At 56.0% G+C, this 26,647-nt stretch carries 22 protein-coding genes, 6 tRNA genes and 2 other RNA genes; 14 read left to right on the top strand and 16 right to left on the bottom strand.

All coding sequences use genetic code 11. From position 1 onward, the window contains the following. The first annotated feature begins 4 nt into the window (after positions 1-4). Genes M2407_RS11265 through dhbA form a run of 3 tightly spaced genes read left to right on the top strand, consistent with a single transcriptional unit; the run spans position 5 to position 3,249 of the window. Positions 5-1,633: a (2,3-dihydroxybenzoyl)adenylate synthase gene (locus M2407_RS11265; RefSeq protein WP_129940941.1), complete on the top strand. Its 1,629-nt coding sequence runs from the start codon at positions 5-7 to the stop codon at positions 1,631-1,633. 3 nt (positions 1,634-1,636) lie between these two features. After that, positions 1,637-2,491, top strand: a complete 855-nt coding sequence (locus tag M2407_RS11260; protein WP_020827963.1) for an isochorismatase — start codon at positions 1,637-1,639, stop codon at positions 2,489-2,491. Continuing rightward, positions 2,491-3,249 (top strand): 2,3-dihydro-2,3-dihydroxybenzoate dehydrogenase, encoded by a 759-nt coding sequence (dhbA, locus tag M2407_RS11255; protein WP_128864637.1) that lies wholly within the window; start codon positions 2,491-2,493, stop codon positions 3,247-3,249. The genes M2407_RS11260 and dhbA overlap by 1 nt, the downstream gene beginning before the upstream one ends. Positions 3,250-3,418: 169 nt before the next feature. On the opposite strand, the gene M2407_RS11250 is transcribed toward dhbA, so the two are convergent. The 6 genes from M2407_RS11250 to M2407_RS11225 all read right to left on the bottom strand — a co-directional run bounded on the left by M2407_RS11250 (position 3,419) and on the right by M2407_RS11225 (position 4,207). Next, positions 3,419-3,544, bottom strand: a non-coding RNA gene (locus tag M2407_RS11250) — RtT sRNA. A gap of 74 nt (positions 3,545-3,618) precedes the next feature. Beyond that, a non-coding RNA gene (locus tag M2407_RS11245) (RtT sRNA) lies at positions 3,619-3,744 on the bottom strand. A 73-nt stretch (positions 3,745-3,817) separates the two neighbouring features. Next, positions 3,818-3,893: transfer RNA gene (locus tag M2407_RS11240), tRNA-Lys, on the bottom strand. A gap of 7 nt (positions 3,894-3,900) precedes the next feature. Next, positions 3,901-3,976 (bottom strand) — tRNA-Val (locus tag M2407_RS11235). A gap of 39 nt (positions 3,977-4,015) precedes the next feature. After that, positions 4,016-4,091: transfer RNA gene (locus M2407_RS11230), tRNA-Val, on the bottom strand. Positions 4,092-4,131: 40 nt separating this feature from the next. Then, a tRNA-Val gene (locus M2407_RS11225) sits at positions 4,132-4,207 on the bottom strand. 292 nt (positions 4,208-4,499) lie between these two features. Here M2407_RS11225 and gltX point away from each other — a divergent pair. Then, positions 4,500-5,915, top strand: a complete 1,416-nt coding sequence (gltX, locus tag M2407_RS11220) for a glutamate--tRNA ligase (RefSeq protein WP_020827961.1) — start codon at positions 4,500-4,502, stop codon at positions 5,913-5,915. A 66-nt stretch (positions 5,916-5,981) separates the two neighbouring features. Here the strand turns inward: gltX and M2407_RS11215 are convergent, their stop codons facing one another. Beyond that, positions 5,982-6,767: a formate/nitrite transporter family protein gene (locus tag M2407_RS11215; RefSeq protein WP_020827960.1), complete on the bottom strand. Its 786-nt coding sequence runs from the start codon at positions 6,765-6,767 to the stop codon at positions 5,982-5,984. Positions 6,768-7,074: 307 nt separating this feature from the next. Between M2407_RS11215 and M2407_RS11210 the strand changes: the two genes are divergently transcribed. Then, positions 7,075-7,150: transfer RNA gene (locus M2407_RS11210), tRNA-Ala, on the top strand. 60 nt (positions 7,151-7,210) lie between these two features. Continuing rightward, a tRNA-Ala gene (locus M2407_RS11205) sits at positions 7,211-7,286 on the top strand. Between the two features lie 155 nt (positions 7,287-7,441). On the opposite strand, the gene M2407_RS11200 is transcribed toward M2407_RS11205, so the two are convergent. Beyond that, on the bottom strand, positions 7,442-8,629 hold the full coding sequence (locus M2407_RS11200; protein WP_020827959.1) for a NupC/NupG family nucleoside CNT transporter: 1,188 nt from the start codon (positions 8,627-8,629) through the stop codon (positions 7,442-7,444). Between the two features lie 378 nt (positions 8,630-9,007). On the opposite strand from M2407_RS11200, the gene M2407_RS11195 reads away from it, so the two are divergent. Next, entirely contained in the window at positions 9,008-10,240 is a 1,233-nt protein-coding gene (locus M2407_RS11195; RefSeq protein WP_020827958.1) for an Nramp family divalent metal transporter, read from the top strand. Between the two features lie 134 nt (positions 10,241-10,374). Here the strand turns inward: M2407_RS11195 and M2407_RS11190 are convergent, their stop codons facing one another. Continuing rightward, entirely contained in the window at positions 10,375-10,776 is a 402-nt protein-coding gene (locus M2407_RS11190; protein WP_020827957.1) for a DUF2502 domain-containing protein, read from the bottom strand. A gap of 230 nt (positions 10,777-11,006) precedes the next feature. Next, on the bottom strand, positions 11,007-11,996 hold the full coding sequence (gene mgrA / locus M2407_RS11185; RefSeq protein WP_046373005.1) for an L-glyceraldehyde 3-phosphate reductase: 990 nt from the start codon (positions 11,994-11,996) through the stop codon (positions 11,007-11,009). Between the two features lie 245 nt (positions 11,997-12,241). On the opposite strand from mgrA, the gene M2407_RS11180 reads away from it, so the two are divergent. Continuing rightward, on the top strand, positions 12,242-13,903 hold the full coding sequence (locus tag M2407_RS11180) for an alpha-keto acid decarboxylase family protein (RefSeq protein ID WP_259218077.1): 1,662 nt from the start codon (positions 12,242-12,244) through the stop codon (positions 13,901-13,903). 5 nt (positions 13,904-13,908) lie between these two features. On the opposite strand, the gene M2407_RS11175 is transcribed toward M2407_RS11180, so the two are convergent. Beyond that, complete coding sequence (locus M2407_RS11175) at positions 13,909-14,769, bottom strand: LysR family transcriptional regulator (RefSeq protein WP_142814736.1); 861 nt, start codon at positions 14,767-14,769, stop codon at positions 13,909-13,911. Positions 14,770-14,926: 157 nt separating this feature from the next. On the opposite strand from M2407_RS11175, the gene M2407_RS11170 reads away from it, so the two are divergent. Both M2407_RS11170 and M2407_RS11165 read left to right on the top strand, forming a co-directional pair. After that, positions 14,927-15,379 (top strand): multidrug/biocide efflux PACE transporter, encoded by a 453-nt coding sequence (locus tag M2407_RS11170; protein ID WP_020827953.1) that lies wholly within the window; start codon positions 14,927-14,929, stop codon positions 15,377-15,379. A 67-nt stretch (positions 15,380-15,446) separates the two neighbouring features. After that, the gene (locus tag M2407_RS11165) at positions 15,447-16,139 is read left to right on the top strand and encodes an aspartate/glutamate racemase family protein (protein WP_115058375.1); all 693 of its coding nucleotides are present in this window, start codon (positions 15,447-15,449) and stop codon (positions 16,137-16,139) included. On the opposite strand, the gene M2407_RS11160 is transcribed toward M2407_RS11165, so the two are convergent. Beyond that, positions 16,136-17,389, bottom strand: coding sequence for an ion channel protein (locus M2407_RS11160; protein WP_142814737.1), 1,254 nt, complete (start codon positions 17,387-17,389; stop codon positions 16,136-16,138). The two genes, M2407_RS11165 and M2407_RS11160, sit on opposite strands and share 4 nt — an antisense overlap. A 342-nt stretch (positions 17,390-17,731) precedes the next feature. Here M2407_RS11160 and glk point away from each other — a divergent pair, with 342 nt between their 5' ends. Further along, positions 17,732-18,697 carry a glucokinase gene (glk, locus tag M2407_RS11155; protein WP_259218364.1) on the top strand — a complete coding sequence of 322 codons (966 nt, stop codon included), beginning with the start codon at positions 17,732-17,734 and terminating at the stop codon, positions 18,695-18,697. A gap of 67 nt (positions 18,698-18,764) precedes the next feature. Here the strand turns inward: glk and M2407_RS11150 are convergent, their stop codons facing one another. Next, positions 18,765-19,991, bottom strand: a complete 1,227-nt coding sequence (locus M2407_RS11150; RefSeq protein ID WP_020827949.1) for an OFA family MFS transporter — start codon at positions 19,989-19,991, stop codon at positions 18,765-18,767. 397 nt (positions 19,992-20,388) lie between these two features. On the opposite strand from M2407_RS11150, the gene M2407_RS11145 reads away from it, so the two are divergent. After that, positions 20,389-20,721 (top strand): DUF2502 domain-containing protein, encoded by a 333-nt coding sequence (locus M2407_RS11145; RefSeq protein ID WP_122079940.1) that lies wholly within the window; start codon positions 20,389-20,391, stop codon positions 20,719-20,721. A 10-nt stretch (positions 20,722-20,731) separates the two neighbouring features. Here M2407_RS11145 and M2407_RS11140 read toward each other — a convergent pair whose 3' ends face one another. The 3 genes from M2407_RS11140 to M2407_RS11130 all read right to left on the bottom strand — a co-directional run bounded on the left by M2407_RS11140 (position 20,732) and on the right by M2407_RS11130 (position 24,507). Next, positions 20,732-21,466, bottom strand: coding sequence for a LytTR family DNA-binding domain-containing protein (locus tag M2407_RS11140; protein WP_020827947.1), 735 nt, complete (start codon positions 21,464-21,466; stop codon positions 20,732-20,734). Further along, entirely contained in the window at positions 21,463-23,154 is a 1,692-nt protein-coding gene (locus tag M2407_RS11135) for a sensor histidine kinase (RefSeq protein WP_041415550.1), read from the bottom strand. The genes M2407_RS11140 and M2407_RS11135 overlap by 4 nt, the downstream gene beginning before the upstream one ends. A gap of 108 nt (positions 23,155-23,262) precedes the next feature. Continuing rightward, positions 23,263-24,507, bottom strand: a complete 1,245-nt coding sequence (locus M2407_RS11130) for a DUF1479 domain-containing protein (protein WP_046373009.1) — start codon at positions 24,505-24,507, stop codon at positions 23,263-23,265. Positions 24,508-24,676: 169 nt separating this feature from the next. Between M2407_RS11130 and M2407_RS11125 the strand changes: the two genes are divergently transcribed. After that, on the top strand, positions 24,677-25,216 hold the full coding sequence (locus M2407_RS11125) for a GNAT family N-acetyltransferase (RefSeq protein WP_201896166.1): 540 nt from the start codon (positions 24,677-24,679) through the stop codon (positions 25,214-25,216). A gap of 121 nt (positions 25,217-25,337) precedes the next feature. Beyond that, complete coding sequence (gene alaC, locus M2407_RS11120; RefSeq protein WP_258090612.1) at positions 25,338-26,576, top strand: alanine transaminase; 1,239 nt, start codon at positions 25,338-25,340, stop codon at positions 26,574-26,576. Positions 26,577-26,647: the final 71 nt, after the last annotated feature.

Here is a 26,647-nt window from a genome sequence, read left to right as displayed (position 1 = left end):
TTCCATGAGCATTGCTTTTACTCCCTGGCCTGAGGCATTAGCCCGTCGCTATCGCGAACGGGGATATTGGACCGACCGGCCATTGACCGACATCATCACCCGCCAGGCTAAAAATGACGCCATCGCGCTGATCGACCCGCAACGCAGCCTGAGCTATCGCCAGCTTAATCAACTCTCCGATCGGCTGGCTGCGGCCTTGCTGCGTCGGGGCATACACAGCGGTGATACCGCGCTGGTGCAGTTGGGTAACGTGGTCGAGTTCTACGTGACTTTCTTTGCGCTGTTGAAAATTGGCGTGGTGCCGGTGAATGCGCTGTTTAGCCACCAACGCAATGAGCTGAACGCCTATGCGGCACAGATCAAACCGGCGTTGCTGATTGCCGATCGTCAGCATGGCCTGTTCGGTAACGACGAATTCCTGACGACGTTTCGCGCTGAACATCCTTCATTGCGCCTGGTCGCTTTGCGCAGTGAGGAACAGGGTGAGCAGTCGCTGGCGAGCTGGCTGGAAGAGGATTGCGGCGATTTCGTGGCTGCGCCAACCGCGGCCGATCAGGTAGCGTTCTTCCAACTTTCCGGTGGCAGTACCGGCACGCCGAAGCTGATCCCACGTACCCACAACGACTACTACTACAGCATTCGCCGCAGCGTGGAGATTTGTCATTTTGATGACGAAACCCGTTATCTGTGCGCACTGCCGGTAGCACACAACTATCCGATGAGCTCGCCTGGCGTATTGGGCGTGTTTTACGGTGGTGGGCTGGTGGTGTTCGCCAGCGATCCGGATGCCGGGCAATGCTTCCGTTTGATCGACCAGCATCAGATCAACGTGACTGCGCTGGTGCCGCCGGCGGTAACGCTGTGGCTGCAGGCCATTGAGGAATGGGGCGGTTGCCAGCAGTTGGCCAGCCTGAAGCTGCTGCAGGTGGGCGGTGCCAAGCTGGGGGAAACCCTGGCCGCGCGCATTCCGGCCGAAATCGGCTGTCAGCTGCAGCAGGTGTTCGGCATGGCGGAAGGCCTGGTGAACTACACCCGGCTGGATGATGACGACCAACATATTTTGACTACTCAGGGCTGCCCGATGTCGCCGGATGACGAACTTTGGGTGGCCGATGACGACGGTAATCCGCTGCCTGTCGGCGAGACCGGGCGTCTGATGACCCGTGGCCCCTATACCTTCCGCGGTTATTACCAAAGCCCGGAACATAATGCCGCCGCCTTCGATAAAGACGGTTTCTACTGCTCCGGCGACTTGATTAGCCTGACTGAAGACGGCTACGTGAAGGTTGAAGGGCGTCAGAAAGACCAAATCAACCGCGGTGGTGAGAAGATTGCCGCCGAGGAGATCGAAAACCTGCTGCTGCGTCACCCGGAAGTGATCAATGCGGCGTTGGTTTCGATGCCGGACGAGTTGATGGGCGAAAAAAGCTGCGCCTACATTATCGCCACCAGCCCATTGAAACCGGTCGTTTTGCGTCGCCATTTACGCGCCGAGGGCGTGGCCGAATTCAAATTACCCGACCGCTTTATACAGGTTGAGACGCTGCCGCTCACCCCGGTTGGCAAAGTGGATAAAAAACTGTTGCGCCAACGCCTGGAGGCGCAACAACTGACTCAGGTCCAGGGAGAATAAGTCATGGCCATTCCAAAACTTAATGATTACGCGTTGCCGACTCAGGCTGAACTGCCGACCAACAAAGTGAGCTGGACGGTGGAACCGCAGCGCGCTGCACTGTTGATCCACGACATGCAGCAGTATTTTCTGAATTTCTGGGGTGAAGACAGCCCGTTGATCAAACAGGTAGTGGAGAACATCGCCAACCTGCGCCGCTACTGCAAATCTCAGGGCATCCCGGTGTTTTACACCGCGCAGCCTAATCAGCAGAGCGATGAAGATCGGGCGTTGCTCAATGATATGTGGGGGCCTGGATTGAACAAGCACCCGGAGCAACAGGCGGTGGTCGCCGCGCTGGCGCCGGAAGAAGACGACACTGTGCTGGTGAAATGGCGTTACAGCGCCTTCCACCGTTCACCGCTGCAGGAAATTCTGCAGGAGTCAGGCCGCGATCAGCTGATCATCTGTGGTGTTTACGCCCATATCGGCTGCATGACCACGGCGATCGATGCCTTTATGCGTAACATTCAGCCGTTTATGGTTGCTGATGGTCTGGCCGACTTCTCCCGCGAAGAGCACCTGATGGCGCTGCGTTACACGGCCGGCCGCTGTGGCCGCGTGGTTACCACCGCCGAGCTGCTGCCAGGGATCACCAGCAAAGCGGCGTTGCGTCAGCAAATCATGCCTTTCCTCGACGAAGACAGCGAAGACATGGGTGACGACGAGAACCTGATCGACTACGGTCTGGATTCAGTGCGGATCATGGAGTTGGCGGCACGCTGGCGTAAGATCCGCGGCGATATCGATTTTATCGCCCTGGCCAAGAACCCGACCATTGATGGTTGGTGGGCGCTGTTGTCAGAGGGGAAAGCCTGATGAGTCAACAGGGCGATTTTGCCGGCAAACGAGTCTGGGTTACCGGCGCGGGCGCCGGGATTGGCCTGGAGACCGCATTGGCGTTTGTGCGGGCCGGTGCCGAGGTAATTGGTTTCGATAAGCATTTTGGCGAACCGGAATACGCGTTTCGCACCGAAGTGCTGGATATCGCCGACAGCGATGCGGTAGATGCCCTGTGCGGGCGTTTGCTGGTGGAGCAGGGTGAGTTGGACGTGTTGGTCAACGGCGCCGGTATTCTGCGCATGGGGCTGGCGGACGAAACCAGCACCGCAGACTGGCAGGCCTGCCTGGCGGTTAATGCCGGTGGTGCATTCAATATGTTCCGCCATGCCCTGCCGGTATTCCGTCGCCAGAGACGCGGCGCTATTGTCAGCGTGGCATCCAATGCGGCGCATGTGCCGCGTGTTGGCATGGCGGCCTATTGCGCTTCCAAAGCGGCGTTGCGTAGCCTGTGCCAAACCGTGGGGTTGGAAATGGCGCCTTATGGCGTACGTTGCAATCTGGTTTCGCCCGGCTCGACCAATACCCCGATGCAGCGCGGCATGTGGCAGGACGAAACGGGGGAACAGAACACCATCAACGGTTTCCCGGAACAGTTCAAGCTGGGTATTCCGCTGGGTAAAATTGCCCAGCCGCAGGAAATCGCCGATGCCATTTTGTTCCTGGCTTCCGACCGCGCCAGCCATATCACCATGCAGGATATCGTGATTGACGGCGGGGCGACGCTGGCGGCCTGATAATCCGCTCGACAACGCCAGGATAGCCCAAGGGCGCTGCTTGCAGCGCCTTTTCTATTGGCGGCGCAGGGGCATTATTATTTTCAGGGGCAGGGCGGACGTGGTGAGGCTTATAGAGGTTATCAGGGCGCAGATGCGAAAAAAGCGCCTAAAGGCGCTTTTTCTGTATTGGTGGGTCGTGCAGGATTGACTCGGCCTTGGGCCTCGCCCTGCGGGCAACGCTGTGCGTTGTCGTCTCGCTTCGCTCGGCTTGAACCTGAACGCAGGTTCTCATCCAGCACGACACGGCGGAGTATGTGATCAAGGAGTTTGCGGGAATTAAGGTGGTACAGATGCGAAAAAAGCGCCAAAGGGCGCTTTTTTCTGTATTGGTGGGTCGTGCAGGATTGACTCGGCCTCTGGCCTCGCCCTGCGGGCAACGCTGTGCGTTGTCGTCTCGCTTCGCTCGGCTCGAACCTGCACGCAGGTTCTCATCCAGCACGACACGGCGGAGTATGTGATCAAGGAGTTTGCGGGAATAAGGTGGCGCAGATGCGAAAAAAGCGCCTAAAGGCGCTTTTTTCTGTATTGGTGGGTCGTGCAGGATTCGAACCTGCGACCAATTGATTAAAAGTCAACTGCTCTACCAACTGAGCTAACGACCCGCAGAAGTGGTGGGTGATGACGGGCTCGAACCGCCGACCCCCTCCGTGTAAAGGAGATGCTCTACCAACTGAGCTAATCACCCACTTCAGGACTTCCAGGTACTGCTAAACAAGAGAATGAGTGGTGGGTGATGACGGGCTCGAACCGCCGACCCCCTCCGTGTAAAGGAGATGCTCTACCAACTGAGCTAATCACCCTCATTCTTCTCATTTCTTACTGCTTTACTGCTCAACAAGATGGTGGGCGATGACGGGCTCGAACCGCCGACCCCCTCCGTGTAAAGGAGATGCTCTACCAACTGAGCTAATCGCCCCGTCTTGTTGGAGTCGCATTATAGGGATAGTTGAAAGTGAGTCAACGGTTTTTAAAATGATTTCAATCGTTCGCCGCAAATTTAAACAGGATGCGATATTTATCGCCAGCAATGCTGATTCTTTGCACATTGTTATGCGAAAAGCGCCGCAGAGATGATGAAAGCTGATGCAGCAATATCGTGTCAGCGTTGAGGAATTAGCGCGTGGTGATACAATGTCGGCCACTTTTTTAAATTCCGAGCAATCGTCGGCAACCGCTGACATGCGTTGCGTAATAAGGCAGTGAACCCAATGAAAATCAAAACCCGTTTTGCACCGAGCCCAACCGGCTATCTTCACGTCGGTGGCGCCCGTACTGCGCTTTACTCCTGGCTATTCACTCGCCATGCGGGCGGTGAGTTCGTTCTGCGTATCGAAGATACCGATTTGGAACGCTCAACCCAGGATGCTATCGACGCAATTATGGATGGCATGAACTGGTTAAACCTGGATTGGGACGAAGGCCCGTACTTCCAGACCAAGCGTTTTGACCGTTATAACGCGGTGATTGACGACATGCTGGTGCAGGGAACTGCTTATAAATGCTATTGCTCGAAGGAACGTCTGGAAGCGCTGCGTGAAAAGCAGATGGAAAACGGTGAAAAACCGCGTTACGACGGCCACTGCCGCGACAGCCAATGCAGCCACACCGACGACGAGCCGCACGTGGTGCGTTTCCGTAACCCACAGGAAGGCTCGGTAATCTTCGATGACAAGATCCGTGGTCCGATCGAATTCAGCAACCAGGAACTGGACGATCTGATCATTCGTCGTACCGACGGTGCGCCGACCTATAACTTCTGCGTGGTGATCGACGACTGGGATATGGAGATCACCCACGTGATCCGCGGTGAAGACCACATCAACAACACCCCGCGCCAGATCAACATCCTGAAAGCGCTGGGCGCACCGGTACCGGAATACGCCCACGTTTCGATGATCCTCGGTGACGACGGTAAAAAGCTGTCTAAACGTCACGGTGCCGTGGGCGTGATGCAGTATCGCGATGACGGTTATCTGCCGCAGGCGTTGCTGAACTATTTGGTGCGTCTGGGTTGGTCACATGGCGATCAGGAAATCTTCTCTATTGATGAGATGAAAGAGTTCTTCACGCTGGAAGCGATCAACAAATCCGCCAGCGCCTTCAATACCGAAAAGCTGCAGTGGCTGAACCATCATTACATTAACCATATGCCGGCCGAAGAAGTTGCCGTGTATCTGGCGTGGCACGTGGAGCAACTGGGCATTGAAACCCGCAACGGTCCAGAGCTGAAAGATATCGTTAAGCTGCTGGGCGAGCGCTGCAAAACGTTGAAGGAAATGGCTGAGTCTTGCCGTTACTTCTACGAAGACTTCAGCGAGTTCGACGCTGACGCTGCGAAAAAACACCTGCGCCCGGTTGCTCGCCAGCCGCTGGAAGCGGTACGCGCCAAATTGGCGGCCATCACCGCCTGGACGCCGGAAAACGTGCATGATGCCATTCAGGGCACGGCTGATGAGCTGGGCGTCGGTATGGGCAAGGTAGGTATGCCGCTGCGCGTAGCGGTCACCGGTGCCGGTCAGTCACCAGGCATGGATGTGACCGTGCATGCCATCGGGCAGGCACGTTCTTTACAGCGTATCGATCTGGCATTGGCTTATATCGCTGGGCGTGAAGCTCAGGCCTGATAGTTTCTGAGCCCATAATGAAAAAGCCCCGTGGAGCAATCCCGGGGCTTTTTTTGTCGCTGTCTATCAGGCCTGTTCAGCGGCCGGCACGGTGGGGCGGTAGGCGAGGAAGTACATCAGGCCGACGAAACCGGCGCCGCCCAGTGCGTTACCGAGAAACACGGCCGTGAAGTTGGGCAGGTATTGGCTCCAACTTAAACCACCGGCAAAAATGGCCGCCGGGATAATAAACATGTTCGCCACCACGTGCTGGAAGCCGATGGCGACAAACGCCATCACCGGGAACCACATGCCAATCACTTTGCCCGGCACATCCTTGCTGGCAAAGGCCAGCCACACCGCCAGGCACACCAACCAATTGCAGCCTACGCCGGATATAAAAGCGTGCAGGAAGTCGGCATCTACCTTGGCTTGTGCAATGGACAGGGTTTTGTGCAGGAAGGCGCCTTCGGTCAAGCCAAGCAGGTGGCCAAAGAAATAGGCGACGGCCAGGCTACCGGCGAAGTTGGCCAGGGTGACCCAGAACCAGTTGCGCACGACAGCAAGCAGCGAAATTTGGCGAGCAAACCAGGCTATCGGCAAGGTCATCATATTACCGGTCAGCAGCTCGCCGCCGGCCAGAATCGTCAGGATAAGCCCTATCGGGAAGACAGCAGCGCCCAGCAATGCGCCGAAGGAGCCCCATTCGGCCGGCAGGGTGCCGATCACGTGGATATCCAACAGGAAGCCGGTCGCGATAAAGGCACCGGCGAGAAAGCCCAGAATGAGCAGGTTGGCGAGCGACGCCCGGCTTTTGTTTACGCCGGCCTGAATGGCTAACGCAGCGATTTCTTTTGGTGAATGCAACGACATAACTGACTCGGTTTATTGTTGTGGGATTTAAGACGCGGGGAAGTCTATGCCTGTGGGCGAGATGACTCAAGGGTATTTCGCTAACATTCCGTTAATTAAAAATCAACACAATAGGTAAGGTTTTTTGTTTTTTGTGAAGTCAGGCGACGATGGCTGATTTTTGTCCGTCATGGCGATTTTTTAGCGTGAAACGCGCTGATTTGGCGGCTTTTTCAGCGCTTGAGCGACTAATTCAATTTAGCCGTTGACAGTTTTTCAGGGGTTTCATATTATGCGCCCCGTTCACAGGATTTCGTGATTGTGGATTGGGGCTATAGCTCAGCTGGGAGAGCGCTTGCATGGCATGCAAGAGGTCGACGGTTCGATCCCGTCTAGCTCCACCAACCTTTATCTCAGAAGGGTTGGGGAATACCGTAACGCCGGTTAAAGCGTACCACTTTTGTGGGGCTATAGCTCAGCTGGGAGAGCGCTTGCATGGCATGCAAGAGGTCGACGGTTCGATCCCGTCTAGCTCCACCACCATTTAAAAAGCCGACCTTAGGGTCGGCTTTTTGCTTTCTGTCTTTTCCCATACTGAATCGCCGTAACGCCTCCTGTTTTGCCTGCAGTTACAGAAGAATTACAGGCAATAAAAAAGGCCGCCGAAGCGACCTTTGCATGACTGTCTTTTAAGCTTAGCCCAGAACCAGGCCTGCGATCGACGCAGACAGGATGCTGACCAGCGTAGAACCGTAAACCAGCTTCAGACCAAAGCGGGAAACCACGTTGCCCTGGTGCTCGTTCAGCCCTTTAATCGCACCGGCTACGATGCCGATGGAAGAGAAGTTGGCGAAGGAAACCAGGAACACCGACAGGATACCCAGGCTGCGCGGAGAGAGTTCAGCAGAAACCTTCTGCAGCTCCATCATCGCCACGAATTCGTTGGAAACCAGCTTGGTCGCCATGATGCTGCCAACCTGCAACGCTTCGTGCTTAGGAATACCCATAATCCAGGCAAATGGATAGAAGAAGTAGCCCAGGATTTCCTGGAAGCTCAGGCCGAAGATGGCGCTGAACAGGCCGTTGAGCGCGGCGATCAGGGCAATAAAGCCGATCAGCATCGCAGCAACGATAATCGCGACTTTGAAACCTGCCAGGATATATTCGCCCAGCATTTCGAAGAAGCTCTGGCCTTCGTGCAGGTTGCCCAGATGCAGCTCTTCTTCTTTACTGGTGTCATAAGGGTTGACCAATGACAGCACGATAAAGGTGCTGAACATGTTCAGTACCAGCGCCGCCACCACAAACTTGGCGTCCAGCATGGTCATGTAAGCGCCGACGATGGACATGGAAACCGTGGACATCGCGGTTGCCGCCATGGTGTACATGCGCTTTTCTGACATCTTGCCCAGAATATCTTTATAGGCGATGAAGTTTTCAGACTGGCCCAGGATCAGCGAGCTGACGGCGTTGAAGGACTCCAGCTTGCCCATACCGTTTACTTTTGACAGCACGGTACCAATAATGCGGATGATAAACGGCAGTACTTTAATGTATTGCAGAATACCGATCAGCGCAGAGATAAAGACGATTGGGCACAGTACCTTCAGGAAGAAGAAGGCCAGACCTTTGTCGCCCATACCGCCGAATACAAAATCAGTCCCTTGCCCAGCAAACCCGAGCAGCTTGTCAAACAGCGCGGCAAATCCTTTTACAAAGCCTAAACCCGCTTCCGAATGCAGGAAAAAATAGGCCAGCAGTACTTCAATAACCAACAGTTGAATAACATAGCGAATGCGGATGCTTTTACGATCGCGACACACTAAAAGTGCCAGGATCGCGACGACCACTAACGCCAACGCAAAGTGCGCAATATGGGACATGTTTGCTCCAAACTTGAGGCAGGCTGAATTTCGGATGTCATTTTATGTAACGCCACGTTTAAAAACGAGAGCTCTATTGCAAATATGGAAAATCATAGGGGGAAACATCTTAAACTTGTACGGTAAAGCATAAAAAATCAAGAGGTTAATCAATCCATATGAAATTCATATTCTTGCGCTAAATGGATCATCCAAAGGATTTTTCCCAGGATAGAACTTCGTTCAGTGCGGTAAATGTTCACTTACCCGCCAAACCCTTCGTTAAACCCGTGGTTATTTTCTATTGCAGAGATAAGCATTACCGCTCTAAATGCACTTGATAATTATTATCATTTACATAAGATAACCACAGGCTTAATAGAAGTAAGGGTTCAGAACATGCTGAACAGTGATGTGGTTGAAACCACCAGTCGCCCTGCCAGGAAGATCAAACTTTCCTTGATGGGCCCCGCATTCATAGCGGCTATCGGCTATATCGATCCCGGTAATTTTGCTACCAACATCCAGGCAGGCGCTTCCTTTGGCTACACCCTGTTGTGGGTGGTGGTGTGGGCCAACGTCATGGCGATGTTGATCCAGCTGTTGTCCGCAAAACTCGGTATTGCCACCGGTAAAAATCTGGCAGAGCACATTCGCGATCGTTTCCCGCGTCCGGCGGTTTGGGCCTATTGGGTTCAGGCGGAAATCATTGCCATGGCCACAGATTTGGCCGAGTTTATTGGTGCAGCGATTGGCTTCAAACTGCTGCTGGGCGTTACGCTGTTGGAAGGGGCGATCCTGACCGGTATCGCCACGTTCCTTATCCTGATGCTGCAAAAACGCGGGCAGAAACCGCTGGAAATGGTGATCGGCGGTTTGCTGCTGTTTGTTGCCGCAGCTTATATGGTGGAATTGGTATTTTCACAACCGCAGTTGGAGCCTTTGTTGAAAGGCATGGCGATACCGGACCTGCCGAACGGCGACGCGGTATTTTTGGCTGCCGGGGTGCTCGGCGCCACCATCATGCCGCACGTGATTTATCTGCATTCGTCATTAACCCAGACCGGCGGTGAGCATTCAAAAGCCGATCGCTACGCGGCCACCAAGTTTGACGTCGCCATTGCCATGACCATAGCCGGTTTTGTTAACCTGGCGATGATGGCTACCGCCGCTGCGGCCTTCCATTTTAACGGCCACAGCGGCATTGCCGATCTCGATCAGGCTTATCTGACGCTGCAACCGCTATTGGGTCAGGCGGCAGCGACCATCTTCGGACTGAGTCTGGTCGCTGCCGGATTATCTTCCACCGTGGTGGGGACGCTGGCAGGGCAGGTTGTGATGCAGGGATTTGTACACTTTTATATTCCGCTGTGGGTGCGCCGGGTGGTCACCATGCTGCCGTCGTTTATCGTCATTATGATGGGCATGGACGCTACGCGTATTCTGGTACTGAGCCAGGTGCTGCTGAGTTTCGGTATTGCGCTGGCGCTGGTGCCGCTGTTGTCGTTCACCGGCAACCGCGAGCTGATGGGGGAGATGGTCAACAGCCGCAGCATACAGGCGATAGGGAAAGTGATCGTGCTGGTGGTGGTTGGGCTGAACGGCTACCTGCTGGTCAGCAGCCTTCTCTGAGCGGACACCAAATGAAAGGCCGACATTGAGTCTAATGCGGTTCACTAAAGCTCAATATCAGCGGAAACCCGGGCGCCCCGGGTTTCTCGCTCTGTTAAATGAGGGGTATTAGGCGGGCTGACGGCCTTTGGCCGTCAATCATCGTGGTCATGGTGGCGATGATCGCGATCGTCGTGACGTCGGCCTTTCCCGTGATGCTTCTCATGGTGCTTATAATAGTGCTTATCGTATTTACGATAGCGCCCCTCATGATAGTAATAATTCTTGCGCCAGTAATTGTTGTCTCGCCAGCGATAACCATCCCAGTTGTAGCCCCGACGATTGCGTTCACCCAGGTACCGACCCTGATGGCCCTGCCACCAGTCGCGGTCGCGCCAGTCATAACCGTCCCAGTAACGGCCGCGATTGTCTTGCTCACCGATACGTAATGAGACGCCCGGCATCAGATCGATACTCAGCCCTTCCGCCTGCGCTGGCTGGATGGCAGGCAGCGTTGACACCACCAACAGAGCGGCCAATAACAGAGGTTTAAACATGAATGCTCCTTTCCGCCGTAGCGGCTTGGCCGGTTTTACAATTAATGAAGCGCGTTCATCAGTTTATAAAACAGCCTTATAGTTTTACCTGCAATATCGGCATATTAGCCTTTGTGGATAGGGTTGAATCTTAGCGGCATTCTTAAAAACGGGGCAGGGAGAGTGATTTAAGATTTGTCTGGCGCGGCAGGCGTTATCGCCGGCGATAAACCGGCGATAATTGTAAGCGATTACATTAATATTTGCTCGATCTGCTTAATTTCATCATCGCTAAAGGTGCGGTTAGCCAACATGCCTACGGCGTCTTCAATTTGGCTGGTCTTGCTGGCGCCAATCAGTGCCGAAGTGACGCGATCGCCACGCAATACCCAGGCCAGCGCCATTTGCGATAGCTTCTGTCCGCGCTGCTGCGCCAGTGCATTAAGTCGACGAATTTTTCCCAGTTTATCCTCGGTGAGCTGATCGGGTTGCAGGAACTGGCTGCCGCTGGCAGCGCGTGAATCCTGGGGAATGCCCTGCAGATAACGATCGGTCAACAGGCCGCCGGCCAGCGGTGAGAAGGCGATAGAACCCACACCGTGTTCTTCCAGCGTATCCAACAATTCTGGCTCCACCCAACGTTCGAACATGGAGTATTTCGGCTGATGGATCACGCAGGGCGTGCCGAGCTGCTGCAGAATGCTGAACGCCTGGCGCGCACGATCGGCAGGGTAGTTGGACAACCCGACGTAAAGCGCCTTGCCCTGTCGTACCAGCAAATCCAGGGCGGCCATGGTTTCTTCCAGCGGCGTGTCCGGATCCGGTCGATGGTGATAGAAGATGTCCACGTATTCCAGCCCCATGCGCTGCAGGCTTTGATTCAGGCTGGCGACCAGGTACTTTTTCGATCCCCAATCCCCATAAGGCCCGGGCCACATGGTGTAACCGGCCTTTGACGAGATGATCAGTTCATCGCGCCAGGACTTCAAATCCGCCTTGAGAATGCGACCGAAGTTTTCCTCGGCGGAGCCGGGCGGCGGGCCATAATTGTTGGCCAGATCGAAATGGGTAATGCCGAGATCAAACGCGCAGTGGATCAGCTTGCGAGCATTGTCATACAGCGTGACGTCACCAAAGTTATGCCATAAGCCAAGTGAAATGGCCGGGAGCTTTAGCCCGCTGCGACCGCAGCGACGGTATTCCATACTTTGATAACGTGAAGAATCAGCCTGGTAGAGCATACGAACCCTTTTCAGCGGAGGTGAAATGAATTTTAGTGTATGCGCTTTCACCACATTTGTCAGAGGCTGCGATCACGCTAAACAGCCTGTATATCAACATGGCTTATCAGAGCGGCCCAATGCCAGCCAATGGGGCAGGGATGTAACGCAGGGTTTCCAGTTACCTTTCAGACATAAAGTTCGAAATTTATACAACATCTTCGATACTTAATACTGAAAATCCTAACCCTTGGCAGGTGATGATCATGAATAAGAACTATACGGTGGCTGATTACCTACTCGATCGTTTAGCTCAGATCGGCATCCGGCACTTCTTTGGCGTGCCTGGTGACTATAACCTGCAGTTTCTTGATCACGTGATCGATCACCCGCATATCACCTGGGTAGGGTGCGCCAATGAACTTAATGCCGCCTATGCTGCTGACGGTTACGCGCGTTGTAAACCAGCCGCCGCCTTGTTGACGACTTTTGGCGTAGGTGAACTGAGCGCAGTCAACGGTATTGCCGGCAGCTATGCCGAATACCTGCCGGTGATCCACGTGGTGGGCGCCCCGGCTCTGCGTGCGCAACGGGCTGGTGAATTGTTGCATCACTCCCTGGGCGACGGGGATTTTGGTCACTTCGCCCGCATGGCGAAAGAGGTGACCGTGGCTCAGGCCAGCCTCACCGCCGATAACGCCGAAGGGGAAATAGATCGCCTGCTGACTACCGCGCTGTTCGAGCGTCGTCCGGTCTATCTGCTGCTGCCGAGCGACGTGGCTGAAGCGCCGCTGGTGTCAAAGCCTGCCCCGTTAATGCTACGACAGGCCAATCTTTCACCGGCATCACTGCAGGCCTTTATCGCCGCCGCACGGGAGTTGCTGTTACCGGCCCGGCGGGTTTCTCTGCTGGCCGATTTCCTGGCCGAACGCTTCGGTGCTGAAAAGGTGCTGGAGCAGTGGATGAATGAGGTGGATATGCCACATTCAACCTTGCTGCTTGGCAAGAGCGTATTGGACGAAACTCATGCCTGTTTCACCGGGACCTACGTCGGTGCGGCTAGCGAGCCACAGGTAAAACAGCTGATTGAGAACGCCGACGTGATCATTAATGTTGGCGTACGTTTTACCGATACCATTACCGCCGGATTCAGTCAGCACCTTCCTGCCGAGAAATGTATTGATCTTCAGCCCTTTGAAGCGCGTGTGGGGCAGCAGGTATTCAGTCAAATCCCGATGCGTGACGCGGTTATCGCGTTACACCAGTTAACGTTGTCGCTGGCCAACCAATGGCAACGGTCTGAGATTAAACGTTCAGCGTTGCCGGATCCGAACGGCAGTGGTCTGGATCAGCACGGTTTCTGGCAACAGATACAGGGCTTTTTGCGGCCGGGCGATATCCTGCTCGCCGAGCAGGGGTCTGCCTGTTTTGGCGCGGCATCGCTAAGCTTGCCACAAGGCTGCCGCTTCATCGTCCAATCGCTGTGGGGATCTATCGGTTACACGCTGCCGTCGGCGTTCGGTGCACAGACGGCGGAGCCGGAGCGGCGAGTGGTGCTGCTGATTGGCGACGGTTCAGCACAGCTGACGGTGCAGGAATTGGGATCGATGTTGCGCGATGGGCTGAAGCCGGTGATCTTCCTGCTGAATAATGACGGATACACCATTGAACGGGCAATCCACGGCCCGAACCAGCGTTATAACGACATCGCTCATTGGAACTGGACCCAACTGCCGCAGGCGTTAGGTGCTGAACGTCAAGTGAAAGCGTTACGCGTTACCGAACCGGAACAGCTGCGCCAGGCGCTGAGCGAAGTGGCCGACAGCCCACAGCTGGCCTTTGTCGAAGTGGTGCTGCCGAAGATGGACATTCCCGAACTGCTGCAAACGATCTCAAGTGCCCTACAGTCACGTAACGCGGCGGCCTGAACCTGTTAGCTTTCCAAAAGCCGCTCCAGCATCCAGTACCCCGCCGGTCCCGGTGGGGTCAGCTTAGACCAAACCGCATCCACCGATATCAGCTTGGGCCAGCCGCGCGGACGCAGTTCGGTGAGCCTGTTGTGACCGTATTGCTGCACCAGCCAGCGGGGCAGTACCGCCCAGCCAAACCCTTGTTCCGCCATTTCCAGCAACAGCAGATAGCTGGGGGCTGACCATACCAGCCCGCCAGAGCGGGCGGTTTCGGCACCGGTATAGGTGTTCAGGATAAGTTGCCGCGTGCTGGACAGTTGTTCAGGCGTGGGCGAGGCAGTTTGCGCCATCGGGTGCGAATGTGCGACGAACAGCCCCATTTCGGTTTGCTCCGGCAGCCGGGCAAAGGCGATGTCTGGCGGATACTGTTTTTGCACCTCAACCATGCCCAGGTGCGCGCGACCGATTTGCAGCAGGTCAATCACGTCACCTTCTTCAGCGATCATCCACTCCAGTTCGATATCCTGATAACGCAGCTCGAACTGCTGCATCAGCCGGTCATGGTGTTTCGGCTGATAGGTATCGGAAAACACTACGCTTAAGCGCGGCTCTATATTGTCCGCCAGCCGAATGCTCAGGGCATCCAACCGTTCGCTGGCCGCAAGAATTTCCTGTACATGGCCCAGCACTTTCCGCCCAGCGGCTGTCAGTACCGGCTGGCGTGCCTGGCGATCGAACAGGATCAAACCCAGATCGGCCTCAAGATTGGCGATGGCGGTACTGATGGTCGACTGGCTTTTACGCAGCTTACGGGCCGCGGCGGAAAAAGAGCCCAGGGCGGCGGCTTCAACGAAGGCCAGCAAAGCTTCGGGGGAGTAACGCATGATGTATCTACTTTATAGATGGAACTTATCTTTAATCTACTCAAAAACTCGATGATAATCACCTGGTTTTCATAGGAGGCGAATAAATTCGCTCCTGGTAACACGGGCGCGGCTTGCAGCGCCCCTACAAATTTATAAGGTAAAAAACAGGTGATGTATGCAACTGCAAAACAAGTCTTTCATTGAACGTATCGTCCACGCCGTCGGTTTTGAGGCTATCGCAGTGATGATTTGCGCCCCGCTGGGCGCCTGGCTGCTCAACCGTTCGATGGTGCAGATCGGTGCGTTGGCGGTGATGTTATCCACCGTCGCCATGGTTTGGAACATGGTTTATAACACGGTATTTGACCGCCTGTGGCCGGTGAGCCGTGTGGCACGTAACCTTAAAGTGCGGGTGTTTCACGCGCTGGGCTTTGAGGCCGGTTTTGTGCTGATCGGCGTGCCGATTGCCGCCTGGATGCTGAGCATTTCTTTCGTTCAGGCCTTTATGCTGGAGATCGGTTTCTTCCTGTTCTTCCTGCCGTACACCATGCTCTATAACTGGGTGTACGACACGCTGCGTCAGCGCTGGTTCGAGGCGCGCCAGCCGGTGAATTCCGGCGCGAAATAAGCCGTCGTATCCGCCGTGATTCTGAGGTAATGTCGAAGAATTACGGCGATGAAAACGAGGAGCAATGATGAAAGTGCTGGGACTGCTGGGCGGTATGAGCTGGGAATCGACCATTCCTTATTACCGCACGATCAATGAACAGGTTAAGCAACGGCTGGGCGGTCTGCATTCCGCTAAAATCGTGCTCTACAGCGTCGACTTTCACGAGGTGGAACGCCTGCAGCATCAGGGCGACTGGGACGGCGCCGGGCGCTTGTTGGCTGACGCGGCGACCTCGTTACGCGCCGCCGGTGCGCAGGCCATCGTCATTTGCACCAACACCATGCACAAGGTGGCGGATGCGGTCGAGCAGGCCAGCGGTTTACCGCTGATCCACATCGCCGACGCCACCGCGCTGCAGGTGCGCCAACAGGATATTCGTCGCGTTGGGCTGCTCGGTACGCGCTTTACCATGGAGCAGGAGTTCTACCGTGGGCGACTGCAGGAAAAGCACGGTATCGAGGTGGTCACTCCCGTAGCCGCCGATCGTGACATTGTGCACCGCATTATTTATGAGGAACTGTGCCTGGGTAAAATCCGCGATGCGTCGCGCGACGAGTATCGCCGCATTATCGGTGATCTGGAGCAGCAGGGGGCTCAGGGCATTATTTTCGGCTGTACCGAAATAGGCCTGCTGGTCAGCGCGCAAGATGCGTCAGTGCCGGTATTCGACACCACCGACATCCATGCGCGCGCCGCAGCGGAATTCGCGCTGGCTTAATCTTCGCGCGGGGGAAGCTGTTTGCCCTTGCCCACCAGCATCAGCGGTTTGCCCGCCAGCACCAGCCAGGCGGGCAGCATCACGATGCACAGCACCGGCAGCAGATGCAGCTCCGGCACCACCGCAACGGCCATAAACAGGCTGAGCCAGCCGTCACGCGTGACCACCAGTACCAACCCCATAATGGCGCAGGAAACGGTAATGGCTGCCGGCACGGCCGGCACGTGCTGATGCAGCATCAGCCCCAAGGCTACGCCGACAAACACCGCTGGGAAGATGCGCCCGCCGCGAAAACCACTGGCAGCGGCAATCACCAGCGCCGCCAGTTTAGTCAGCGTAATCAGCATCAGTTCCGTGACGGAGAAATTCTCACCGATGGCTAACTGCTTCATTTCGTCCAGCCCTTTGAACAGCGTGATTTCACCGCCGATCAGCGCCAGCAGGCCGAGCACAAAGCCGCCTAACCCCAGCATCAGCACCGGATTCTTAATCGAATGAAATAGGCGATGAATGTGCGGAAAACTCCACACGGCTACCATACCCAGCGCGATGGCGATCAGGGCGACTACCGAGCCGCTGAAAATATCTGCCAGCCGGGTCGCGGCATAGGCATCAATTTGCAGTGAGAAATTCGGGGTGAAAAATAGCTGGGTGGTGACCGCTCCCGCCGCTGCCGCCATCAGCGGGGCAAATAGCCTGTCCCACAAGGGAACGTCATTATTGCCCGCCAGGGTTTGCGAAAAGATCAGCGCCGCGGCGACCGGGGTGCCAAACAGCGCGCCGATGGTGCCGGCCGCCGCGAGAATAATCCAGTCCATACGCGGCACTTTCGGCAGCAAACGCGAACCTGCCGCCACCACCAGCGCAATATTGATGGCGGTGATCGGATTTTCCGGTCCCAAACTGACGCCGCCCGCCAGGCCAATAATCAACGCCAGCCCCAGCCCAGGCACCGCAGAAAGCGGCAACGGCATACCGATCAAAGACTCGGTCGCCGGATCCGGCCCTGCATGGCCGGGGAGAAAACGGATAATCAGCCCGACGGCGACGCCGGTGAGCGTTAACATGCCCACCAGCCACCAGGGGGAGTGAGTGTCGATATTCAACGCTGCGGGAACATTGACCCAGAGCAGCCGTTGCAGGGCCTCGGCGAACTTCATCACCAGAATGAGCACCAAACTTGAGGCAGAACCGATAATGAGAGCAGGCAGAGCGAAGGCCAACATGGCATTGGCGCGCGGGTGCAACATGCGGGGATCCCTTGTCAATGGCCCTCTGGCTGGCAGGGCGAACGGGTGATTGGGTTATAGCGCTAGCTTGCCAGACAATCGACACGCTGGCACGCAAAGAAATTTCCGGCTGGGCCAGGTCCACAGCGGAGTAATAGTGCCTACGAGTTATGACGGTTAACAGCCACTGCGCGACGTTTTTTGCCGCAATTTGTTTCAAATCGCCTTGAAGCCGCCAGGCTGAAACGTTTTTTGTGATCTGGATCGCTAATGGACGGCAGCGCGGAGGATGGTGATTGTTGTTTTTGCGGCGGGATTTTACAGTGTGGGCAGCTTTCTATTATTCATTTTGCGGAGAAGATACTGATGACCTATGCCCTCGTAGGTGATGTAGGCGGCACCAATGCCCGCCTGGCGTTGTGCACTGTGGCGACGGGTGAAATTACCCAGGCGAAAACCTATTCCGGCCTGGAGTTTGACAGTCTGGAGGCGGTGATCCGCCAATATTTGCAAGAGCATGATATTCAGGTGCAGGACGCCTGTATCGCGATTGCCTGCCCGGTCACCGAAGACTGGGTTGCCATGACCAATCACACCTGGGCGTTTTCGATTAAAGAGATGAAGGCCAACCTGGGGCTGAGCCATCTGGAAGTGATCAACGACTTCACCGCCGTGTCGATGGCGATCCCGATGCTGTCAGAAGACGACGTGTTGCAGTTCGGCGGCGGTAACGCGCAAAAAGACAAACCTATTGCGGTATACGGTGCCGGGACTGGCCTGGGGGTGGCGCATCTGGTGCACGTCAACCGCTGCTGGGTGAGCCTGCCGGGCGAGGGCGGTCACGTGGACTTTGCGCCGAACAGCGAAGAAGAGGACATCATTCTGGAGGTACTGCGCGCCGAAGTGGGTCATGTCTCCGCCGAACGCGTCCTGTCCGGTCCCGGCCTGGTCAATCTTTACCGCGCTATCGTCAAGTCGGATAACCGGCTGCCGGAAAAGCTGGAGCCGAAGGACATTACCGAGCGCGCATTGGCCGACAGCTGCATCGATTGCCGCCGTGCCCTGTCGCTGTTTTGCGTAATTTTGGGCCGTTTCGGCGGCAATCTGGCGTTGAACCTGGGGACCTTTGGCGGCGTTTACATCGCCGGGGGCATTGTGCCGCGCTTTATGGAATTCTTTAAAGCTTCCGGTTTCCGTGCGGCGTTCGAGGATAAAGGACGTTTCAAAGATTATGTACGTGAGATCCCGGTATTCATGATTACCCATGGCCAACCGGGCTTGCTGGGTGCCGGTGCCCACCTGCGCCAGACGCTGGGGATGCATCTGTAACCTGACGCAGCGATAAAAAAAAGGGGCGCAACCCAGTGGGTTGCGCCCCTTTTTGCCGTCTAAGCTATCAGGCTTTAGCCAGATGCGCCGGCTCGAATGTTTCTTCTTCCTGCGCTACCGCTTTCGGTGCCTTGATGAACAAGGTGATAATCAGGGAAGCGATGGACAGCACGCCAATCACCATAAAGGTCGCGTGGAAGCCGCCGAAGTATTTGGCGACAAATGACCCCGCCAGCGCGCCCAAACCGAAGCCTTGATAGATGATGCCGTAGTTTTTGCTGTGGTTTTTCAGGCCGAAGAAGTCACCGACAATCGCTGGGAACACGGTGATGTTGCCCCCGAAGCAGAAGGCGACTGCGCCGACGCAGATAAAGAACAGTGTGTGATTCAGGGTGAGGAAGCTCAGCGCCACAATCGCCAGCACGGTAACCAGCATGGTGAAGCTGATGACGCGCATACGGCCCACTTTGTCAGACAGCGTGCCCAGAATGATGCGGCCTGCGGTGTTAAAGATAGCGACGGCGGACACGGTGTTGGCGGCGGTCGCCAGGTCCATTCCGGCCAGTTGCACGCCCATGTCTTTGACGATACCGATCAGGTAGAGGCCACTCATGCAGGCAGCGAAGAAAATCATGAACAGCAGGTAGGCTTCTTTGGTCGCCAGCATCTGGCGTACGCTGAAGTCGTTACCCAGGTTACCCGCGCTCTGCTGTGCGGATTTGCTTGCCAGTACGGGTTCTTTCAGCAGCAGGGAGCCCAGAACAATCAGCGCCATAACAATGGCACCCCAGTAGAAGAAGGCACTGGAGACGCCCACGTCGGCAATCAGCGCGGCGTTGACGTATTTGAACAACAGGCTGCCGCTACCAAAAGCCCCCACAGAGATACCCGAGATCAAGCCTTTGTTGGCCGGGAACCATTTGATCAGGTTGGACAGGGTAGAGATATAGGCGATACCTACCGCGAAACCGACTACCACGCCGGCCAGCAGGTAAATCATGTCCAGCGAGCTGACGTAGGCGCTGGCAATCAGTCCAAGACCTACCAGGATACCGGAGAACAGCGTCAGGTTACGGATGCCGAAGCGTTCCTGCAGTTTGCCGGCAAACAGGGTGGCGAAGGCCAGGAAGAAGCTGGTGATGGAGAAGGTGGTGGCGACGTCACCGAGGCCCCAGTGGAACTTGTCGACCAGCGGCTGGTTGAACAGGCTCCAGGTATAGATAGTGCCGAGACCCATCTGGCAGATGATGGTGCCCAGAACGATTAAGCTGCGATTTACCGGTTTAGTGTTCATGGCCGGTCTCCTTCCTGTGTGTGTATTGCCGGGCGGTCAGCCGTTGGCGAGAATTTGCGGTAGCGTCTGTAGCCCCGCGGTATGGGCATATTATATGGCTGGTAGTACCACTCGGCGGCGGATCGGGAATGAGTTGCACAAGGGAAGGAATGAAATGCATCTGGCAGCGCATGAGTTGCCGTTTTAGGGGGTAAAAGGGGATGAAATGCAGCTGATGCCACGTGATCTACATCAAGAATATCAGCGATTTATTGTAAATCATCGGTGCAAGATTGTGGGTAAATTGTGAAGGATGTGTGCGAAAGGCGTAAATGGGCACTGTTCCTATAGAGCGGCGGCGGGCACAGGCCTATGTTAGCGGTGAACGGACGGGTTCCGCTTTGCAGGAGTCGTTAAGATGAAAAAAACAGTGTTGTTACTGGCCGCACTGCTGTCGCTGCCGTTAGTGAGCCATGCGGACGTGTCCATCGGTGTGAATGTGCCGGGGCTTTCGTTGCATATCGGCGATCGCGATAATCGCGGTCACTATTGGGACGGCGGTCGCTGGCGCGATCCACGCTGGTGGGCTGAACATCGTGGCTATGAACGTCCGCGTGGCTATTACTATGGCCCACCACCGCGGGTGATCTATTACGGTCCGCCACGGCGCGAATGGCGCGAACGCCCGCATTACCGCATGCCGCCTCCGCCACCGCCAGGTTATTACTACGGGCCGGGGCCACGCTGGTAGCCGCTGGCGATTACAGGCGCATCAGCTTGCGAAACTCTTTGACCTTGCTGCGGCTGACCGGCACTTCAAAATCGAGGTCGCTCAGCCGCAGAATATAGGTGTTATTGAACCAAGGGACGATCTCGCGAATTTTTGACAGGTTGACGCAGTAGGAACGGTGGCAGCGGAAGAAATGCTCCTCGGGCAGGCGGCCGTAAAATTCGGTGATGTTCATCGGCATCACAAACTCTTCGCGCCGGGTGTAAACCCGCGTCACTTTCTCATCGGCGGCGGCATAGTAAATGTCGTTGATGTCGGTAACGATAATCCGCTCGTCTTTGATCAGGTTAATGCTGTGGCTGCTGCGGTTCGGTGCGCTGGCCTGTTCCGGCAGGTTGGCCGGGCGGTTATGCAGCGCCTCCAGCTTTTGCAGCATGGTGACGATGCGTGCCTCGTGATAGGGCTTGAGGATGTAGTCAAACGCTTCGATTTCGAACGCTTCCACCGCATGTTCTTTATAGGCGGTGATAAACACTATTGAGGGCCGGTGCGCAAATTTGCTGATGTTTTGCGCCAGCAGTACGCCGTCCAATGACGGAATATTGATGTCGAGGAAAATGGCGTCGACCTGGTGGTTTTGCAGGTATTTCAGCACGTCCAGCCCGTCATCGAAGGTGGCTTCGATGACGATATTGCTGTGTTTCTTGATCAGATAACTGAGCTCCTCCTGAGCGAGAAACTCGTCTTCGACAATGATGGCTTTCATGATGGCTCTCCGGCTGGCAGCGCGCTGTTATCCACCGGCAGTTTGCCGCCGTTTTTGCTGATGTAAAAGGCAATCTCGGTGCCGGGTTCCAGACGACGAATTCGCAACCCTTCGCCGTACAGCAGGGAGACGCGATGATGCACGTTCAGCAGGCCGATATTGTGCCCTGGCATCTCATTGCGGGCGACGCGTTCGATGACCTGCGGGTCGATACCGTGACCGGTATCTTTGACCGAAATCCTGACCCGATCGCCCTGATCTTTCACCGCAATCACCACTACCCCTTTGCCCTTGCACGGTTGAATGCCGTGCACAATGGCGTTCTCGACCAGCGGCTGGATCAGCAGGCTGGGAATACGCACCGAGATGTCGTCATCGATATCATAGATCACCGTCAGCTTGGCGCCGAAACGCGCCTGTTCGATGGCGATGTAATCCTGAATTTGATGCAGTTCCTTGCGGATGTCGATCAACTCGTCGTTCAGCTCCAAATTATAACGCAGGTAGCGCGACAGGTTGATAATCAGCTGACGAGCGGTGTCCGGATTGATGCGGATCGAGGACGAAATGGCGTTCAGGGCGTTGAACAGGAAATGGGGATTAATCTTGCTCTGCAGGGCGCGCATCTCCGCCTTGTCCGCCATTTGACGCAGATGCTCAATACGCGAGACCTCCATTTGGGTGGAGATGATCTGCGACAGACCGACCGCCATCACCTTCAGCGTATTGGTGATCTGGTGGGCGTGGCAGTAGTAAATTTTCAGCGCGCCGGTCACTTCTCCCTTTTCCCACAGTGGGATCACCAACTGCGAGTGGATCTGCGGCGTGGCCGGGTTTTCCAGGTTATTTTTGATGATGATCTTGCCGTGCCGGATGCTTTCGCGGGTGACGCGACTCAACCCTTCACGCCCAATGGGGTATGCCTCTTCGCCCACGCCGACGTAGGCCAGCACCTGGTGGGTATCCGTGATGGCCACCGCATCGGCCTGAATGTCATGACGAATGATGTCGCAAATGGTGGCCAGCGTTTCGCTGTTGATATTACGGAAATAGGGCAGCGTTTTGCGGGCAATATCCAGCGCCAGCTTGGCTTGCCGCGCGGCAATCACTTCTTTTTCGTCTTCCACGCTCTGCACCAGCAGCACGATCAGGCCGATGCACACCGTGCCGAGGATCATCGGCAGGGCGATTTTGGAGACAATATCCAGCCCCAGCTCGGTCGGCTTGGCCCACAGCACAATCAACAGCATGGTCAGACATTCGCACAGCATGCCGCCGACGATCCCGGCGCGCCAACGCTGCTCTTTCTTCACCTTCAGGTTGATATAGCCGGCGCTGATACCGGCAATGATGCTGGTGATCAGACAGGGAACCGAGGTGATACCGTCGATATCAATCAGGTAGCGGTGCACCCCGGCGATAATCCCCGTGACTATCCCTACCCAGGGGCCGAACAGGATGCCGCCGGCCATGATGGCGATCACCCGCACGTTGACCAGCGAGCCTTCCACGTTGACGCCTGAATAGGTGCTGAACAGCGCAAACAGCGAGAAAATGGCGGTGACCATGCCCAGTTCAAGCGGCGTATGGTCCTCTTTTTGCAGCAACTGGCGGAACAACCGGGTGCGGGTGAGGAAAAACAGGCAGATCAGCATCAGCGCTGCGCGATCGAATACCGCTAACAGCATTTCAAAAAAAGGGTGCACGACGGGCTCTCGCTGCGGCGGAAAGATAGGGCGGAGTATATCACAGCGGATTGGCCCCGTGGCGGCCGGCGGCGCACCACGGGGACGCGGTTATTTGATGCCTAACTGTTCTTTGCCGAGTGGGGTCAGCAGGTCGACCGTGGCGCGCCCGTCGAAATCCACCTCGAAATCATCGGGGGCGAAGTCCGGCGGTGTTTTGCCGCTCATAAAACTGGGCAGTTGGCGTTGCAGGTAAGCGTCGTTCTTCTCGCAGCCCGGTGCGGCGGCGATGTACATCACGTTGCTGTCGAACTCGCCGTTATGCTCGTTTTCCACCGCATGGATCACGTCGCAGTGCCAGAACACCGTGTCGCCCGGTTCCAAATCGGGAATAGGGGAAATCCCACTTAATAAAAGGGGATGCCATTTTTCGGAGATCGACAGCGCCCGGCCTGGTGCGGCATCGCACAGATCGTCATCCGCGACGTCATCCTGCAGCGCACGCAGCAACACGTAGGCCATGGCGTTGGCAATCGGCACCAGGTTCAGCGTGCCGGCGTGGGTGCGCTGCGGCGTTAATGCTGTCCAGCCCTGGAAGGTGCGGAACATCGAACACACCGCCGGTGACGCGATTTCACGAACTTCGGTGCGACCATCGGCGGCAAAGGGATCGTAAGCCTGCCAGTTGCCTGAGAACACGTGACGATAGACGTAACGGAAATTCTCATCCAGCCAGCGTTCGATGGTGCCGCTGTCGACGTGCGGCGACAGGCCGAGCGAAGAGGAGTTTGGCGGACGGCGGCGGGTGCGATCGGCATAGGTGGTAACGCGCGTCGGGTCAAAGTGCTGTTTGCCGTTACTCTCGGTTTCCCACAGGCTGTTGAGGAACACCTGCACAGCGTGCATGCGCGCGTCCTGACGCGCTTCCACCTGCGGTTTTGACCAGTAAATACCGTAGATTTGCGGTTTGCTGGCGGCCAGTTTACCGAAGTAGTTATCTTCGGCAGCGCCTTTCAGGCGTTCAACGAAGTTGTTGCGCTCAAGGTAGTTGCCAACTTCCCGGTTCCAGGCTTCGGCTTTATCGCGAGGAAACACGCCGCGGATGGCGCAGGCCCCACGCTGTTTGATCAAGGCTTTTTGCTGCTCGCTGACGCGTTGCTGCAGAATATCTTCGGCATCAATTTGCGGCACCGGGTTCTGACCGGCGGCCAGTTCCTGGCGAATTTGTTCAACCTGCTGGCGGATGTTGTCTTCCAGCGCCAGAAAGGTTTCGCGATAATTTGGCAAAGCCTGTCGCAATTGCCTTTTAACGGCGGTAATGGCGCTGGGAATATCGTCAATCAGTAAGGAAGCCATGGTGTTCTCCTCGCGCTGCCGCTGGGCAACGACGGACGGTTGTAGGGGACCGGGTAAGGCGTTATGGTTTTGTTGTTTTGACGTTAATGATTATCTGAATTTAATAGAGGAAAATAAAGGGATATCTTTCATTCGTAACTTCCTCATTTTCGTTTTTCGGAGATTTTAGATGAAACTGGTCACTGAACGTTTGACCCTGCAGTCGATAACGGCCAACGATTGGCCGCTGTTTCTGCGCTTGTATCAGGATCCCGAGGTGATTCGTTATATCGCCGATCCGCTCAGTGAAGCAGAAATTCGCACGCGCTTTGAAGCCAGACTCCCTGTCTGGGACAAATATGGGGAGCAGTGGTTGTGCCTGGTAATGCGAGAAAAGACCAGTGGAGAAGTGGTAGGGATGACCGGTTTTCGTCCGCAGTGGTTACCTTACCAACAGGCGGAAGTGGGCTATGGCAGTTTGCCGTCCGGGCAGGGCAAGGGCTACGGCAAGGAGTCGTTGCGGGCGGTGCTGGATTTCGGTTTTAACGCCTGCGATTTTCATAAGCTGACGGCCACCGTGACCGAAGGTAATATCGCCTCGCGCCGACTGCTGGAGTCATGCGGTTTCTTGCTGGAGGGGACGTTGCGCGATAACTACCGGCTGGCGGGGCAATGGCGCGATGACTGGCAGTTCGGGCTGTTGGCGAGCGAGTTCAGGGCCGGTAAATAAAAATATTGCGCGAGGTATCGACAAGCCTGCCGGGGCTGAGATATGTTCAATATCCGGTCAATCGACAGATTGGCCAGCGTCGCTCGGATGGTCCGGGCGCTAACGTCACTTTGAGGTCCCTATGGCTGATAATAGTCCGCAACGCCGTTTCACGCGTATTGAACGTCTCCCCCCTTACGTATTCAACATCACCGCCGAACTCAAGATGGCTGCACGCCGTCGCGGCGAGGATATTATCGATTTCAGCATGGGCAACCCCGACGGGCCGACGCCGCCGCACATTGTGGAAAAACTCTGCACCGTTGCGCAGCGTGACGACACCCACGGCTATTCTACCTCGCGCGGTATCCCGCGTTTGCGCCGTGCGATTTCACGCTGGTATGCCGACCGCTACCAGGTGGAGATCGATCCCGAAACTGAAGCCATTGTCACCATTGGTTCGAAAGAAGGCCTGGCGCACCTGATGCTGGCGACGCTCGATCATGGCGATACCGTGCTGGTGCCCAACCCGAGTTACCCGATCCATATTTACGGTGCGGTGATCGCCGGCGCGCAGGTGCGTTCTGTGCCGCTGGTGGACGGCGTGGATTTCTTTGGTGAGCTGGAGCGCGCCATTCGTGAAACCATTCCGCGTCCGAAAATGATGATCCTCGGCTTCCCGTCGAACCCTACCGCCCAGTGCGTTGAGCTGGACTTCTTCGAACGCGTGGTGGCGCTGGCCAAGCAATACGACGTGCTGGTGATCCACGATCTGGCTTACGCCGACATCGTTTATGACGGCTGGAAAGCGCCGTCGATCATGCAGGTGCCGGGTGCCAAAGATATCGCGGTAGAATTTTTCACCCTGTCGAAAAGCTACAACATGGCGGGTTGGCGCATCGGCTTTATGGTCGGCAACCCGGAGCTGGTCAACGCACTGTCACGCATCAAGAGCTATCACGACTACGGGACGTTCACCCCGCTGCAGGTCGCCGCGATTGCTGCGCTGGAAGGCGACCAACAATGCGTGCTGGATATTGCAGAACAGTATCGCCAGCGCCGTAACGTGCTGGTCAAAGGGCTGCATGAGGCGGGATGGATGGTGGAAAATCCGAAAGCTTCGATGTACGTTTGGGCCAAAATCCCCGAGCCTTATGCGCATCTCGGTTCGCTGGAGTTTGCCAAACGCCTGTTGGCGGAGGCCAAGGTTTGCGTATCGCCAGGCATTGGCTTTGGCGATTACGGCGACACCCACGTGCGTTTTGCATTGATTGAAAATCAGGATCGTATTCGCCAGGCGGTTCGCGGTATCAAAGCGATGTTCCGTGCTGACGGGTTGATAAAGCCGGTCAAGAGCAGCACCCCGGCTGCGACCAAGTAATGCCTTCAGGCCGGTGCATTCGCGCCGGCTTTTTTCTTCCCGCTAAGGTTTTCTTCATTATTTACCCACTA

The organism is Serratia sp. BIGb0234, assembly GCF_024809915.1.
In the GTDB taxonomy this organism is placed as follows: Bacteria; Pseudomonadota; Gammaproteobacteria; order Enterobacterales; family Enterobacteriaceae; genus Serratia; species Serratia liquefaciens.
This window is presented reverse-complemented; position numbering and strand designations above follow the sequence as displayed.